The organism is Micromonospora sp. SL1-18 (assembly GCF_047921505.1).
In the GTDB taxonomy this organism is placed as follows: Bacteria; Actinomycetota; Actinomycetes; order Mycobacteriales; family Micromonosporaceae; genus Micromonospora.
Map to the genome: position 1 here is coordinate 62,889 of NZ_JBLROA010000032.1, position 13,840 is coordinate 76,728.

Here is a 13,840-nt window from a genome sequence, read left to right on the forward strand (position 1 = left end):
TAGAGAAGGGCGCCCTTCTCACGCGTGGGCGCCGGCTGGGTACCGCAGGTCAGGTAGTCAACCGGCCAGCATAGCCAGGACGATCCCGGCGGTGGCCAGCACCGCCGGGATCAGGCACACCAGCGCGCCGAACCGGGGCGTCCGGTCCACCCGGTCCTCCTGGCAGGGCCGGAACAGCCGGCCCACCGCGAGCCAGCCCACCATGAACGCGACCGCCGGCATCGGCAACCCCACCACCAGCGCCGCGATGCTCGCCGGGCCGGTGCCGGTGACGAGGAAGAGCACCAGTTGGACCAGCGGGACCACCAGCGCCAGCGGCCCGTACACCAGCAGGTTGCGGGGGTGCGTCGGCCACCGCGCCAGCCGGGGCAGCCCGCGCGCGGCGAGCGTGTCGTCCGCGGCGTCCGCCCAGCCTTTGGCGGTCCGCAGGCAGGCCAGCACCGCCGCCGGGCCGGCCGTCATCGACCGGGCCGCCTCGCTGACCTCCGGCGGCGTCGGCATCAGCGAGATCGCCGGTACGCCCCGCTCCCGCAGCCGCGACTGCTGCGCGGCCAACTGTTCCCGTACCGCGGTCAGCTCCTCCCGGGCCGCCGCCACCGACCGGGCCTGCTCACCGGCGGCGGTCGCCGCGGCGCGGCGTACCCCGTCAAGCTGCCGGGCGGCGGCGATGTAGTCCGGCCAGGCCGCCTCGGCCGGGTCGGCGTCGGTCGCCGGACCGCCCGACCGGGGCGCGGGAACGGCCGTCTCGCTCACGCCGCCGCCTCGCTCCGCTCCCCGGCGGCGCGAGGCGCCACGCTGCTGAGCCGAATGGTTCGCTCGCTCACGCCGCCGCCTCCCCGAACGGTGCCAGGATCGTCCCCTGCTCGCCGGGGCCGTCCCAGAGCATCGCCCGCCGCGGCCGAGGCCGCCACAGCACGGGCCGGTCGAAGAGCTGCTCCAGCCGGCCGCCCGGCACATCGGTCACCACCACCGCGGTCAGCTTGTCCACCACGCCCTCCGGGCCGAGCAGCCCGGCCAGCGACGCCACCGACCGCCACCAGCCGAGCAGGTGCCGCCCGGCCGGCGGCCCTTCCAGCAGCAGCGTCCGCAGCCGGTCGGGCGGCAACTCGGTCGCGTCCGGCACGTCCAGCCCGAACACCACCAGGTAGCCCGGCTCGCCGGACTCCAGAGTGGCCCGCAGCCCGGCCACGTCGACCGTCGCCACCTCGTGCCGCTCCGCCAGTTCGGCGGCGAGGGCCGCAGCCGGCTCGGCCGACCCGTTCGCCAGCGGTGCCAGCACGAACCGCGCCGAGCCGTGGTGCGCGGCCACGCTCCGGGCCGCCGTCACCAGCAGCCGCTCGGCCTCCCCGTCCCGGCCCACCACGGCCAGGTTCCGGCCGGCGGCCGGCCCGAGCGGTACAGCCGCCGTGGACCGGCGCACGTCCACCGCCCGGCCGAGCAGCACGGCCGGGGTGTGTGCCCGGCCGGCCAGGGCGGCCCGGTAGCGCGGGTCGTTGACGAGCAGCGGGCGCGCGTACCCGGCGAAGACCACCGGCGGGGCGATGCCCTCCGGGCGGGCCGACCAGAGCCGCTGCCGCAGCCCGGCGAGGCCGTCCGGGTCCTGGTGCGGGTCCGGGAACCGGATCATCCGCTCGTGGCCCCGGGTCGCGCCGCGCGGCCCACCCAGCCCGCCGGCGGTGTTCACCACCGCGCTGCCCACCGGCAGGCCGGCCGCCGCGTCGTTCGTCGGCTCCAGCACGGCCGCACCGCCAGGCAGCGCCACCCGGACCGGGAACTGGCCGAGCAGCGGGTCACGCGGGCCTCCGATGCCGAGGTCACCCTCGCCGGCCAGGACCAGGTGGATCCCGTACGCCCGCGCGGCGCGGGCCAGCGCCTCCAGCCGGGTCAGGAAGTTCGTGGCCAACCGGTCCCGTTCCCGCAGCAGCAGCGGGAATCCGTCGATCACGCAGACGATCCGGGGCAGCGACTGGTGCTGGCGCAACTCCGCGTAGCGTTGCCCGCCGGCCCGCAGGCCGGCGTCTTCCCGGCGGCGTAGCTCCGCCTCCAGTTCGCCGAGCAGGTCCGTCACGTACTCCCGGTCGGCGGCCATCCCGGCGGCTCGGACCTGCGGCACCCAGGACCGGTCCCGCTCGGTCTGCAGGAACTCCACGAAGGACTCGCCCTCGTCGAGGTCGGCCAGATAGAGGGCCAGCTCGCCGGGGCCGTACCGGGCGGCCAGGCCGAACAGCACGTTGGTGAGGAACGATGACCGCCCCGCCTGCGAGCGACCGCTGACCAGCCAGTGCGGGGTCAGGTCGGTGAAACCGAGGCTGACCGGCCGACCTGCGGCGTCGCCGACCGTCGTGGCGAGCCCGTTGACGGAGTCCGACGCCCACAGCTCGCCGGCCGGCAGCAGGTCGGCCAGGGCGAGCCGGGAGCCGTCCTCGATCTGCCGCGCCAGCCAGCGGCAGACTTCGGTGACCAGCTCGTGCGGCGGGTCCTCCTCGACGAAGACCGGCGAGTTCAGACCGCCGGGTGGCTCGGCACCCGGGCTGCTCAACCCCGCGCCGGGCGGATCGCCTACCAGCGCGTACGCCGTGCGTACCGCGATCGGGGTGGCCTGGGGCAGCGGTGCGCCGGCCGGCCAGCCGGCCACCACCAGGTGCAGGCCGGCCCGGTGGCCCTGGGCGGCCAGCTCGCCGATCCGGGCGAGGTCGGACGGGGCGGTACCGTCGGGCAGGGCGGCCACCACCAGCAGCAGCGTACGGCCGTGCCCGCGTTGCCGGGCCGTGCCCGCAGCCACCCACTGCTCGGCCTCGGCCAGAACCGTGCGGAGCCCCACCACGTCGGCGGCGGGCGGCGGCAGCAGCCCAGCGTCCGCCAGCTCCGCGAACCCGGCGAACATGCCCTCGGCCTCGGTACCGTCCACCGCGCGGGCCAGCAGGGCGCCGGCCGGGGTGGCGGCGAACAGGCGGAGCAGGAGGGCACGGAGCAGCCCGGCCACCCGGGGGTCGCGGGCATCGGTGTCGACGCTCAGGTGTCCACTGCCGAGCAGTGGCACCAACGCGGGGAACCGGGCGTCGTCCAGCGGCGCCGCGGTGCCGACCCGGACCACCAGTGGCGGGCCGTCCCCCGGCGGGGTGGTCGGGGTCAGTGTCTCCAAAGCGGCGCCGGCCCAGCCCGGTGCGGCGAGCGCCGCCGCTGCCCTAAGCCGCTCCGCCAGCTCGTACTGTCGATGTTGGTCGGCCGGGGCCGGCCGGATCTCGTCGAGAATGCGGGCCGCCGCAGTCGCCGTGGCCTCGGCCCTTCGGTGCAGCGCGGCGGCCCGGCCAGCTCGCGCCTTCGGACTCGCCACCGCGTCCACCTCACTCCCCGAGGCCGACATCTCCTCCCCGAGCTGTGACGGTATCCCAGCCGAGGGCCCTCCTCCGGGATTCCGGTCGGCGCTGCGCCGGACCTTTGCGCCAGCGGTGATCAGTCTCACCGTGAGTAAGCAAGCCGGCCGCCCGGTCCGTCGCCGACTGGCCTGATCGCGCCGCGCGCGGCCACCGGCGGTTCGCCACGATTCGAAGATCTGGGGCATTGGGTACGCGAGGCGCAGCCGATAGCCTCAGGAGGTGGAATCAGTGCAGCCCCCCGCCGGTTCCCAGGTCTCCCGCGTACCGGCGCAGCGGACCCCGCCCGAGCAGTTGGCGCCCCCCGCTCCGGCTCCGGCGCCGGAACGTCCGCGGCGGCGGCTGCGTACCGTCCTCACCGTCGTCGCCGGGGTGCTGGCACTGCTCTGCGGCAGCGGTGCCGTCGTCGGCTTCGTGCTGTACGACCGCGCCACCGCCCCCGACCGCAGCGCCCCCGACGTCGTGGTAGCCAGTTACATCCAGGCATTCCTTGTGGACCGCGACGATGCGAAAGCCAACGAGTTCGCTTGCGAGGGCCAGGCTGACCTCAGCGACCTGCGATCGCTTCGTGATGATCTCGCGGCACGTGAGAAGAGGTTCGACACGACGATCTCGGTGAGCTGGGGTTCGCTGAGCGCCAAGCAGACGGGTGACGTCGCCGTGGTCGAGGTAGACCTCATCATCTCGGCGTATGTCGATGGCATTTCGCAGAGCGACCGGCAGAGCTGGCGATTCGAAACCCGGCACGGCGATGGTTGGCGAGTCTGCACGGGGCAACGGGCCGACTGAGCAGGCTCACTCGAGCCACAGCAGGTGGACCGGAACCTCCAGGGTGGTCGGCGGTTGACCGCGCCACGCCCAGCGGTACCACTCCAGCTCGGGGGCCACGCGGACGCAGATGTCCCCGTCCGCGCCGGAGTAGGTCTCGGTCACCGCACGAAGGTCGCGCTGCTCGACCGTCCCCGTCACATGCACCACGCGTCGGCCAGCCACCGAGTCCGTCTCGAACACCGGGGTGGGCGCGCGATGAGCGGGCGCGTCGAGGGAGACCAGCCGGAGGCCCGGGTCGCCCGGCCGGCCGGACGGCGGGCGTTCGCCCACCGTCTCCACCCAGACCCGCTCCACCGGTATCAGTGGTGCGAACACCTCCACCTGCTCGGACTCGGCGCGGTACCACTCGTGTTCCGGGATGACCGGCACGTACGTCCGGCTGCCCTGCACGACCCGCTCGTCGGCGCGGAGGTCACCGCGCCAACCGAGGCCGGGCAGGCCGACCAGCACCCGCCGGCCGCGCAGCTCGATCCGGCCGGTGGCGGGAACGATCTCGATGGGCCGGGGCGGCAGCGGCGCCCAGTCGGGCTGATCCGCGAAGGGGTCGGGGAATGGGTTGCTCATGCGTCGACGAGCCTCACGCGGTGCCGTCCAGCGGTGCGCCGCGTTCCCGCATGAACGGCACCGGGTTGATCGCGCCCCGGCTCGACCGGTCGCCGTCCACGTGCACCTCGAAGTGCAGGTGCGGCCCAGAGGAGTTTCCGCTGCTTCCGGAGAGGCCGATCACCTGTCCGGCCGCCACCGACTGCCCGGGCACGACGTGGGGGCGCACCACCATGTGGCAGTAGCGGGTGATGTACCCACCGGCGTGCAGGATGTCCACGAACCAACCGCAACCACCCTTGTCCGGCCAGCCGTCCCGATCGCAGTCCCGTTGGCCGGAGTGGTCGGGATCGCAGCGGGCGACCAGCACGCGACCGGAGGACGCCGCGTGGATCGAGGTCCCCTTGTCCGCGGCTATGTCGACGCCGTTGTGCTTGGGGCGTTCGGCGGTGCGGAAGCCGGAGCCGACGCCGCCGGCGATCGGGGCGGTCCAGCCGGAAGCGGCGATCCGGGTGCCGGCCGCGGCGTCGCAGACCGCCTTGCCGGCGATCTCCACGGTGCGGGCGGCGCCGCCGGCGAGCGCGTCGACGATCCGGCCGGCCAGGTCCTCGTGCTTGGCGTAGGCATCGGGAAAGGCGCTGACCTGAACCTGCTGTGCCACCACGGTCAGCGGCCGCCGCTGCCAGTTCGGGACCTCGAGCAGCTTCTCGTAGAACTTCCGGGCAGCGTACGAGGGTGTCATCCGCTGCTGGGCGCTTCCCCAACTGGGCCGCTGTTGGAACAGGCCGAGCGAGTCATGGTCGGCGCCGACGCCCTCGTGCGGCAGCGCCAGCGATTCCGGCACGGTGCTGTTGGCCAGGTTGCGCAGCGCGGACTCCTGCATCGCGGTGGCGAGCGCGATCACCCAGCCGCGAGCGGGCACGTGCATGTCCTGGCCGGCCTTGATGATGATGGCCCCGTTGCGTAGCTGGCCGTCGCCGTACTCGCTGAAGCGCGGCATGTCCCCCGCGAGGTCTACCTCGTAGGCGGGGTCGCAGACCAGGCCGGCGGTCAGCCGGTTCTCTTCGTCGCCGCCCAGTTCGGTGAGGAAGTACGCGGCGACGCCGCCGACGCAGCAGAGCAGGGTGAGCACCGTGGTCGCCGCAGTGGCCACGACGCCGAGCCGCAGCTTTCGCCGGCCGGGCAGCTGGCCCGCCGCGGTGCTCACTGCCGCTCCCAGTCGACCGCGTCCACCAGCCAGTGGCCGGCGGGTGCCACCAGTTCGAGCCGGAGCTGCCCGTTGTCGAGCGGGATCAGTGCCTCCACGAAGGACTCCGTCCGGGGCCGGAGGGTCACCTGACCGGTGACCCGTCGGGCGGGCACGCGCTCCGGATCCGCGTCGGTCAGCTTCTCGGTCAGCGCGGGCGTGGAGAGTGGCCGCATTCGTTCCTGCCAGTCGTTCGCGCTGCTGCCCGGGCCGCTCAGCCACGCGGTGGTGAAGCGACCGGCGGCCTGCTCAGGGGGCAGGTCGCCCGGGCGCGTGCTGGGGGTGGGTGCCGCTGGGCTCGACGCCACCCCGTCGTCACCGGCCTCCGGGTCGGCCGTGCTGATCGGCTCGTGCGGCCGGTTGCTCAGGCCGGCGGCCGGGTCGATCGGGCCGGACACCAGCCGCGCCGCGCCGATCACGCCGAAGACCAGGGCGGCGATCACGAGCGCGACGCCGAGCCGGGACCGCAGCACTCTGGTGAAAAGGAACTCCAGTGCTCGACGCATCGGCCTCACCGCGCCTCGGAGCGCACCCGGGGAGCGGGTTTGGCGGGTGCCCGGTCGGCCGAGTCCGGCCGGTAGACGGCGAAGGTTGGGGCCTCCTCCGGCACGTCGGGTTCCGTCCAGTTCGCCGGCTGCCGGCGCGGGCGTGGCGCCGCCCGTCCGCCCTTCCGCTCGGGCACGGGGGCCTCGTCAGCCGGTTCCCGCCCGTCCGGCCGATCCCGTTCGATGGCCGTGGCGGCATGCGACGGATCCTCGTGCCGGGCCTCCGGCCGCGTCCTGCTCTGATCGGGCGCCACGCCGCGCCGCCGGCCGATCGCCGGCTCGGCGGTGCCGCCGGGCTCGGCCACGTCCAGCCGGGCCGCGATCCGTATGTCGCGGAAGAACCGGCGATGCCAGGAACCGGCCGAGCTGATCGCCTCGCTGCTGTCCTTGCCGCCGAGCTGGGTGATCCGCCGGTACGGGCGGAGCAGCAGCCAGCCCACCACGCCGCAGAGCCAGACCAGGACCACCTGCAGCCAGCCGGGCAGAGTCGGGGTGTTCATGATGAGGTCGACCGCGAACAGGTAGATGGCCGCGCCCGTGCCGAAGATGGCGATGTTGAAGACGGCCGCCACCACCGCGTTCGCCAGCCGGCGCAGGCCGGCGCTCGCCGGGCGCAGCAGGCCGACCGTGCCGAGGATCGGCGCGGCGATCACCGCCCAGCGGAAGATCAGGAAGCCGAGCAGCACCAACAGGGAGGCGGTCAGGTCGAACATCGCGAAGAGCAGCGAGGCCAGCACGGCGATGAAGCCGGCACCGATCCGGTCCATGTCCCGGACGCCCTTGAGGTACTCGTACGCCTCCGGGTCCTCCGTCTTGATCTGCTCGGCGACCCGCGACCACTGCTGCTGCTTGGCCTTGACGACCACGTCGCGAGTGGCGGGATTCGTCCGGATGGACTCTGCTTCGTCCCAAGTTAGCGACTTGGCGTCGTAGAGGGCCAGACCGTACTTCTTGGCGGTCTCGCTGTCGGCCGAGCCGAGCACGCCCCGCAGCCAGTTCCGGTAGAGCATCGTCTCCGTGGCGGTGTCGCTGGCCCGGACGGCGGGGGGTCGCTTGTCGATGCAGGCGTCCGGGTTCGGCAGCGCGCACTTGTCGGCAGGGATGTCCTTGGACGCCGGGCCGACGGCGTCGTGTACGACGCCGAGGGCCGTGATGAGGCTGTTGTCGGCGAGGTTCGCCGACTTCACCGGCCAGGCGGCCAGGGCGGTCACCGCCACCATCACCACCACGGCCCAGCCGGCCGTGGTCATGGCGTTGCTCATGTCCGACTGGCGCGAGCGCCAGATCAGGTAGAGGCCGACCACGCAGAGTGTGATGATGCCGAAGACGCTGAACACCTTCTGGTAGACGGCCTTGGTGGCCTGCTCCACCAGCGGGTCCGCCCAGCGCCACATCGAGCGGGGGTCCCAGGCCCGTTCGCGCAGGGCGTTCGACGCCCCGATCACCGCGTTGGCGAACATGAACTCGCCGTTCGCGACCGTGTTGGTGAAGCGGTAGTCCGGATGGAGGACCGACGACGCGCAGCCGCCGTCGACGTCGTACGTGGTGTAGCTGTATCCGGCGTAGCCGTAATTGCTGTAGAGCCCCTTGGGGCCGCGGAGCTTGGCGGAGTCGGGACGGGAGGCGAACCAGCCGGCCAGGCCCGAGTCGGGCGCGCTGGGAACGGGCGCGTTGCGGCACTCGACCGTGTCCTGGCTGATCTCCTGCAGCTTGGCCACGCAGGCGCGGAAGTCGGTCTGCCACTGCTTGGTGCTGCAGAGCTCGGCCCGGGCCTGGGCGACCGGTGTGGCGGCGTACGCGGGTGTTGCCCCGACCAGCGGCCAGGCGATGGTGGCCACGGCGAGTACGCCGAGCGCGAGGAGGAGCGCCGCGATCCGTGCCCGGGCCCTCGCCATGTCACGCCTCCAGATCAGCCAGCACGGCCGGTAGCGCCCCGGCCGCCTGGGCGACTGCGGCGGGGGTGGTGTCCAGGTGTTCCAGCAGCCCGTCAACGTACGACACGTCGACCCGGACCTTCTGCACGCGCCCGTCGACGTCGCGCATCACGAACTCGCGGAAGCCGAGTCGGGCGGCCGAACCGGAGTCGGCCTGGGACAGCGACGCCAGGGTGGCTTCGTAGCCGTCGTCGACCGGCACCCGGAGCAGGCGCAGTGCCTCGGAGGCGATCTCGGTGTCCTCGGCGATCCGGCCGACGAACACGGTGGAGACCAGGTTCTGCACGTCGAGACCGAGGATGTCCTTCGGGTTCTGCGAGGCGACCAGGGCGGCGAGGTTCCACTTGCGGGAGTCGCGGGCGAGGCGGACCAGGAACGACCGCCCGGAGCGCCAGCCCTCCATGAAGTGCGCCTCGTCCAGGCCGACCAGCTTCCGCGAGGCCATCGAGCCGCCGTAACAGCGACGGACGGCGAGCCGGTGCGCGGTGTGCAGCATCGGTAGGGCGAGGGCTTCCTCGGCCGACCAGTACTCGCGCTCGATCTTGAGATCGGGCAGCCGGAGCCCGGCCATGGTGATCACGGTGAGCGCCGCGTCGGCGCCGAGCAGGTTCTCCGGCGGCCGGCCGAAGAAGAGCATGGCCAGCGGCATCTCGGCCGTGTCCAGCAGCAGGTTCGCCAGCTCCCGGCCGGCCTCGTCGTCCAGCCCCTGCAGGCAGGCGATCACGTCGTCCAGGGTGGACGTCTCCTCGGCCGGGACCTGGCGTACGGCGTGCCGGAACAGGGTGGCGGTGGACGCCTCCCGGGCCACCTGTGGCGGCACCAGCATCATGCAGATGTCCTGTACCAGCATGCGGCGCTCGGCCCGGGCGTTGGAGATCGCGATCTCGAACTCGCGGTCGCCCGCCGCCCCCTCGCTGAACTCGCTGCGCAGCGGCGTCGGGATCAGCGCGTACGGGGCGAGGGTGCCCTGCTCGGAGCCGGTCAGGTTGAGCACCCGCGAGTACGGCGCCAGCTCCGGCATCGCACAGAGCCGGGCCAGCGGGCCGGACGGGTCGAGCAGGGTCACCTGGACGCCGCGCCGGGCGGCCAGGTAGCCGAGCGCGCCGAGCAGGGTGGACTTGCCACCGCCCGGTTCGGCGACGAAGACCGCGAGCCCGGAGCGCTCACGCACCTCCATGGGGAAGTGCAGGTCGAGGAAGACGGGTCGGCGGCAGGTGCCGGCGGTGCGGCCGATCAGGTCGCCGCGCCGGTCGCCGACCGTGGAGGCGGCCTGCGGCAGCGCCGCGGCGAGCAGGTTGACCGGCATCCGCCGGACGTAGCCGGTGTTGGCGATCGGCTCGCCGGGGATGAACTCGCGAGCCAGCCAGTCCTGGTTCTTCGGATGCTGCAGCGAGATCCGCAGCTCGCGGGAGTAGAGCTGGATGAGCCGACGGCTCCGCTCCAGGCACTCCTCGCGGGTCCGGCCGCCGACCGCGATCCGGTGCCAGCCGTGCGCGCGGGCCGAGTCGACCGGCAGGCCGGTGGTCATCTCGTCGCCGATCACCAGGGCCCGCTTGGCGAGGCGTTCCAGCTCGGGCGGGGCGTCGATGCCGTGCTCGGCGTAGTCGAGCTGCTGGGAGCGGATCATCCGGAGCCGGTGCTCAAGGTTCCGGAAGGAGTCCCCGGGGCCGAGGATGTCCACCCGGGTCGACAGCTCCATCGGCCATGGCAGCCGCTCGTGGAAGTGCAGCCAGGGCTCGTGCCGTTCGGGGATCTCCAGCGGCTCCATCCGGCCGACCGCGAGGACCGCCACGTGCCGCTCCTCGCCGGTCATCCGGTTGACCAGCTTCACCGTCGAGCCGTACGGGGTGCGGTAGCGCTCGACCTGCTCGGTGAGGGCGAGCAGGTCACCGCGTTCCCACCGGCCGTTGGTCACCGGGGAGAGGGCACCGGGCGGCGCCATGCAGAGCGCGACCGAGCGGTAGAGCAGCCACTCCAGTTCCTGCGCGGTCACCCGGCGGCCCCGCATGCCGAACGCCCCGAGCACCTCGTCGAACTGCTCGACCGTGCGGCCCAGCTTGCGGCGCTCGCCGCCTGCGGTGCCCCGGCCGAAGGCGCGCAGCAGCCGCTCGGTGAGCGAGTCGCCCAGCGACCGGCGGGCGAAGGTGACGCCGAGGTACGTCTGCCCCTCCGCGTGGTTGACCGCCATGAGGTGCCGTTGCGCGGCGACCAGGTGGTCGGCCCAGCCGGGCGTGCCCGGCACGTCGGGCAGTGGCGACGCGGTGTGCGCGTCGATGGTGCGGGCCCACTCGTCGGCTGGGAACGGCCGGGTGGTGCGGCGCAGGTGCAGCCGGAAGCCGGCCAGGCCGGCGTACTGCTCGGAGATCGCCGAGAGCAGCGCCTCCCGCTCGGCGTCGGGACGGAACGCCCAGCGCACCTCGGGTAGCCAGTACCAGGCGGTGACCGTGTTCGGGGTGAAGGTGAGGTGGCCGGCGATCTCGGTGATGGCGAGCTCCACCGACGGGTCGCGGTCGCCGAACTTGATCTTAGGCGGGCGTACCCGCACCGGCTTGACGGGCTTGCTGCGTTCCGCGGAGCGTTGCCGTGGCGGGGTCACCTCGCGGGTGGTGGAGGTGGCGACCTCGCGGCCGTTCGGCCGGGCCACCTCCGCCGCGCGCCGATCGCCCCGGCCGGCCGGGCGGTCGACCGTGGCCTCCGGGGCGGCCAGCTCCGGCTCGGTGGACGGCCGGAGCGCGGGCAGCCGCCCGCCGGGCTGGTGCGGCACCCGGGTGCGGGCCGCGGGCGCCGGATCGAGGGCGGCCATCCGTCCGGTCGGTCGATCCGGCGACTCGGCACCGCGGCCGGCTTCGGAGACGTCGCGGGTCCGGCCCACCGGGCGTACCCCGGGGGTGGTTTCCCGCAGTCGGGCGGTGGGTGGCTCGTCCTGCGCCTCGTCGCGGCCGGCGGGCGGGGGCGGCGTGACCGGCTCGGCCGGGGCGGCGGGCTGGTGTGGAATCGACGGCGCCTCCCGACCGATGCCACGGCGGGGCGGCGCCACCACCGGGGTCGGCTCGGCCGCAACCGGCGCGGGCTGGCTCGTGGGGCGGGTGGTCGGACGCCGTACGCCGGCCTGTGCACCGCCGAAGAGGTCGAGGAACGGAGAATCGATGTCACCGTTGTCGCCGACCGCCGGCACCGGCTGTTCATGGCCGGCGGCCCGTGGCGTCGCCGGCCGGGGCGACTGGAAGACCCCGACCCGGCCGTGCCCGGGGCTGGTCACCAGTGCCGGATCCAGGGTGGCCTCGTCCAGCTCCCCGCCCTGCGGGTAGTCGAACGACCGCGCTCGGTTACCGTGCGGGCTGGCCGGACGCCCGGCCGGGGAACCCGGCGTGGAAGAGCGACTCATGCGATCGCCTCACCCGCGTCGTTCGGCTGCGCTGTCGGCGTACGCCCGGTCATGCCAGTTCCTCCCGGATCCTGATCTGGCTCGCCACCAGCCGCGGATCACGCTGCTCGGCCGCCGGCTCCCGGGTACGTCGCCAGTCCGTCAGCGCGGTCCGGATGACCATGCGCGCCGGACGGTCCGGGTCGACGTGCCGGAAGATGAACGAGGTGGTCACGATGGCGAGCGAGATCTCCCAGGCCGGGAAGAGCTCGACCTGCAGCGTGAACAGCCAGTGGATGAACATGTAGAGGGGTACGAGCAGCATGAACAGGCCGTACTGGGCGTACGGCAGGTGGACGGGAAGGGTGTACCCGGGCGGCCCGAGATAGACGAGACGAGCCCGGTAGATGTCGTCGTCGGTACGCAGCCGCATGGTCGCCCGCGCCTACTGGAAGAGCAGCTTGATCAGGTAGTCGCCGACGAAGAAGAGTGTGGCGGCGCCGGCGATGAAGGCCAGCCCGATGATGGCGATGGCCGAGCTGGTCAGCACCTTGGAGATCTCGCCCCGGCTGGCGCGCCCGATGAAGATGACGCCGAGCACCGCGAGCAGGATCGGCGCGATCTTGCTGGCGAAGAAGCGGACAATGTTGTCGGTGGCAATGCCCTTGGGAGCCGGCTCGGCGAGTGGAGTCGACGCCAGGGTGTGGAGCGCGTGGTCGACGGCTGCGCTCGCCGCCCCCAGGAGCTCGGTGGCGATCACTGGAAAACCTCCCCATGTCGCGGCCGGCGGCGCCGCGGTGGTGCAGTAGGCAAGCCTGGCGGGATGGTGCTCTCTGGGCACAGCGTGCGCGACGCTGCGTTGGTCGCCCACCACGGAGAGTGGTGAGCTTTGGGGGGATTCTTCCCGCTTCGGCCCTCCCTCCAGGCTTCGCCATCTCGATGCTGGGCAATTCCAAAGCGTACGGGCCGGGCACCTTTGCGACAACCCGCGAAGACTCGACCCGAAGAGGCCCGGACGACCGATCGTACACCCGTTCTAATTCCCATGTCAGGGCCGCCGGCGGTGGTGCTCCCCCGGGCCGCCGGAAGCCCTGCTGGCGACCGGTACTGTCGGGTCGTGACCGAGCTGGTACGGGCGCAGGCCCCGGTGGTGATGGGCGTCCTCAACGTCACGCCCGACTCCTTCTCCGACGGCGGCAGGTACGCCGATCTCGACGCGGCCGTCGGACACGGAGTGCGACTGCGCGCGGCCGGCGCGGACCTGGTCGACGTGGGTGGCGAGTCCACCCGGCCGGGCGCCGACCGGGTGGACGCCGAGACCGAGATCGCCCGGGTGCTGCCGGTGATCCGCGCGCTGAGCGCCGCCGGCATCCCGATCAGCATCGACACCAGTCGGGCCCGGGTGGCCGAGGCGGCCCTCGCCGCCGGTGCCGAGGTGGTCAACGACGTGTCCGGCGGCCTCGCCGACCAGGACATGGCCCGGGTGGTCCGCGACGCCGGCTGCCCCTGGGTGCTCATGCACTGGCGCGGACACTCCCGCGAGATGCGCGACCTGGCCACCTACACCGACGTGGTGGCCGACGTCCGGGCTGAGCTGAGCCAGCGGGTCGACGAGGCACTGGCCGCCGGGGTCGCCGCCGAGAAGATCATCATCGACCCCGGGCTCGGCTTCGCGAAGACCGCGGCGCACAACTGGGTGCTCAGCGCGCGCCTGTCCGAGCTGGTGGACCTGGGCTTCCCGCTGCTGTTCGGGGCGAGCCGGAAGTCGTACCTGGGCCGGCTGCTCGCCGACGCCGACGGCAACCCGCGGCCCACGTCCGGCCGCGAGGCGGCCACCATCGCCACCAGCGTGCTCGCGGTGGCGGCCGGCGCCTGGGGGGTACGCGTGCACGACGTACAGGGCACCGCCGACGCGCTGGCGGTCTGGCGGGCCACCGGCCGCCCCTGCCTGGCGACCAAGGTGAACGAGGGGGACCGGTGAGCGCGAGGAGTGAGCCGGTTTT

11 protein-coding genes are annotated in these 13,840 nt (G+C 73.4%); 2 read left to right on the top strand and 9 right to left on the bottom strand.

All coding sequences use genetic code 11. The features are described 5' to 3' along the window. Positions 1 to 57: 57 nt before the first annotated feature. Both ACNAW0_RS17405 and ACNAW0_RS17410 read right to left on the bottom strand, forming a co-directional pair. Entirely contained in the window at positions 58 to 753 is a 696-nt protein-coding gene (locus tag ACNAW0_RS17405; RefSeq protein WP_416288927.1) for a hypothetical protein, read from the bottom strand. Positions 754 to 820: 67 nt separating this feature from the next. Further along, positions 821 to 3,343 (bottom strand): FtsK/SpoIIIE domain-containing protein, encoded by a 2,523-nt coding sequence (locus ACNAW0_RS17410; protein ID WP_416288928.1) that lies wholly within the window; start codon positions 3,341 to 3,343, stop codon positions 821 to 823. Positions 3,344 to 3,605: 262 nt separating this feature from the next. Between ACNAW0_RS17410 and ACNAW0_RS17415 the strand changes: the two genes are divergently transcribed. Beyond that, positions 3,606 to 4,163: a hypothetical protein gene (locus ACNAW0_RS17415; RefSeq protein WP_416288929.1), complete on the top strand. Its 558-nt coding sequence runs from the start codon at positions 3,606 to 3,608 to the stop codon at positions 4,161 to 4,163. 6 nt (positions 4,164 to 4,169) lie between these two features. Here ACNAW0_RS17415 and ACNAW0_RS17420 read toward each other — a convergent pair whose 3' ends face one another. The 7 genes from ACNAW0_RS17420 to ACNAW0_RS17450 are packed head-to-tail and all read right to left on the bottom strand — an operon-like array spanning position 4,170 to position 12,597. Next, positions 4,170 to 4,769: a hypothetical protein gene (locus ACNAW0_RS17420; RefSeq protein ID WP_416288930.1), complete on the bottom strand. Its 600-nt coding sequence runs from the start codon at positions 4,767 to 4,769 to the stop codon at positions 4,170 to 4,172. 13 nt (positions 4,770 to 4,782) lie between these two features. Beyond that, a complete protein-coding gene (locus ACNAW0_RS17425; RefSeq protein WP_416288931.1) occupies positions 4,783 to 5,955 on the bottom strand; it encodes a M23 family metallopeptidase in 1,173 nt (390 codons plus the stop codon). Continuing rightward, the gene (locus ACNAW0_RS17430) at positions 5,952 to 6,500 is read right to left on the bottom strand and encodes a hypothetical protein (protein ID WP_416288932.1); all 549 of its coding nucleotides are present in this window, start codon (positions 6,498 to 6,500) and stop codon (positions 5,952 to 5,954) included. The genes ACNAW0_RS17425 and ACNAW0_RS17430 overlap by 4 nt, the downstream gene beginning before the upstream one ends. Positions 6,501 to 6,505: 5 nt before the next feature. Continuing rightward, the gene (locus ACNAW0_RS17435) at positions 6,506 to 8,434 is read right to left on the bottom strand and encodes an MFS transporter (RefSeq protein ID WP_416288933.1); all 1,929 of its coding nucleotides are present in this window, start codon (positions 8,432 to 8,434) and stop codon (positions 6,506 to 6,508) included. Position 8,435: 1 nt separating this feature from the next. Next, a complete protein-coding gene (locus ACNAW0_RS17440; RefSeq protein ID WP_416288934.1) occupies positions 8,436 to 11,858 on the bottom strand; it encodes an ATP-binding protein in 3,423 nt (1,140 codons plus the stop codon). 49 nt (positions 11,859 to 11,907) lie between these two features. Next, complete coding sequence (locus ACNAW0_RS17445; RefSeq protein WP_416288935.1) at positions 11,908 to 12,270, bottom strand: hypothetical protein; 363 nt, start codon at positions 12,268 to 12,270, stop codon at positions 11,908 to 11,910. A gap of 12 nt (positions 12,271 to 12,282) precedes the next feature. Beyond that, positions 12,283 to 12,597, bottom strand: coding sequence for a hypothetical protein (locus ACNAW0_RS17450; RefSeq protein ID WP_416288936.1), 315 nt, complete (start codon positions 12,595 to 12,597; stop codon positions 12,283 to 12,285). 357 nt (positions 12,598 to 12,954) lie between these two features. On the opposite strand from ACNAW0_RS17450, the gene folP reads away from it, so the two are divergent. Then, positions 12,955 to 13,818, top strand: a complete 864-nt coding sequence (gene folP / locus ACNAW0_RS17455; RefSeq protein ID WP_416288937.1) for a dihydropteroate synthase — start codon at positions 12,955 to 12,957, stop codon at positions 13,816 to 13,818. Positions 13,819 to 13,840 lie beyond the last annotated feature (22 nt).

Bases quoted from the DNA above. Each gene is read 5' to 3' on its own strand.
- ACNAW0_RS17420 (WP_416288930.1), bottom strand. From the start codon at position 4,769: ATGAGCAACCCATTCCCCGACCCCTTCGCGGATCAGCCCGACTGGGCG.
- ACNAW0_RS17430 (WP_416288932.1), bottom strand. From the start codon at position 6,500: ATGCGTCGAGCACTGGAGTTCCTTTTCACCAGAGTGCTGCGGTCCCGG.
- ACNAW0_RS17435 (WP_416288933.1), bottom strand. From the start codon at position 8,434: ATGGCGAGGGCCCGGGCACGGATCGCGGCGCTCCTCCTCGCGCTCGGC.
- ACNAW0_RS17440 (WP_416288934.1), bottom strand. From the start codon at position 11,858: ATGAGTCGCTCTTCCACGCCGGGTTCCCCGGCCGGGCGTCCGGCCAGC.
- ACNAW0_RS17445 (WP_416288935.1), bottom strand. From the start codon at position 12,270: ATGCGGCTGCGTACCGACGACGACATCTACCGGGCTCGTCTCGTCTAT.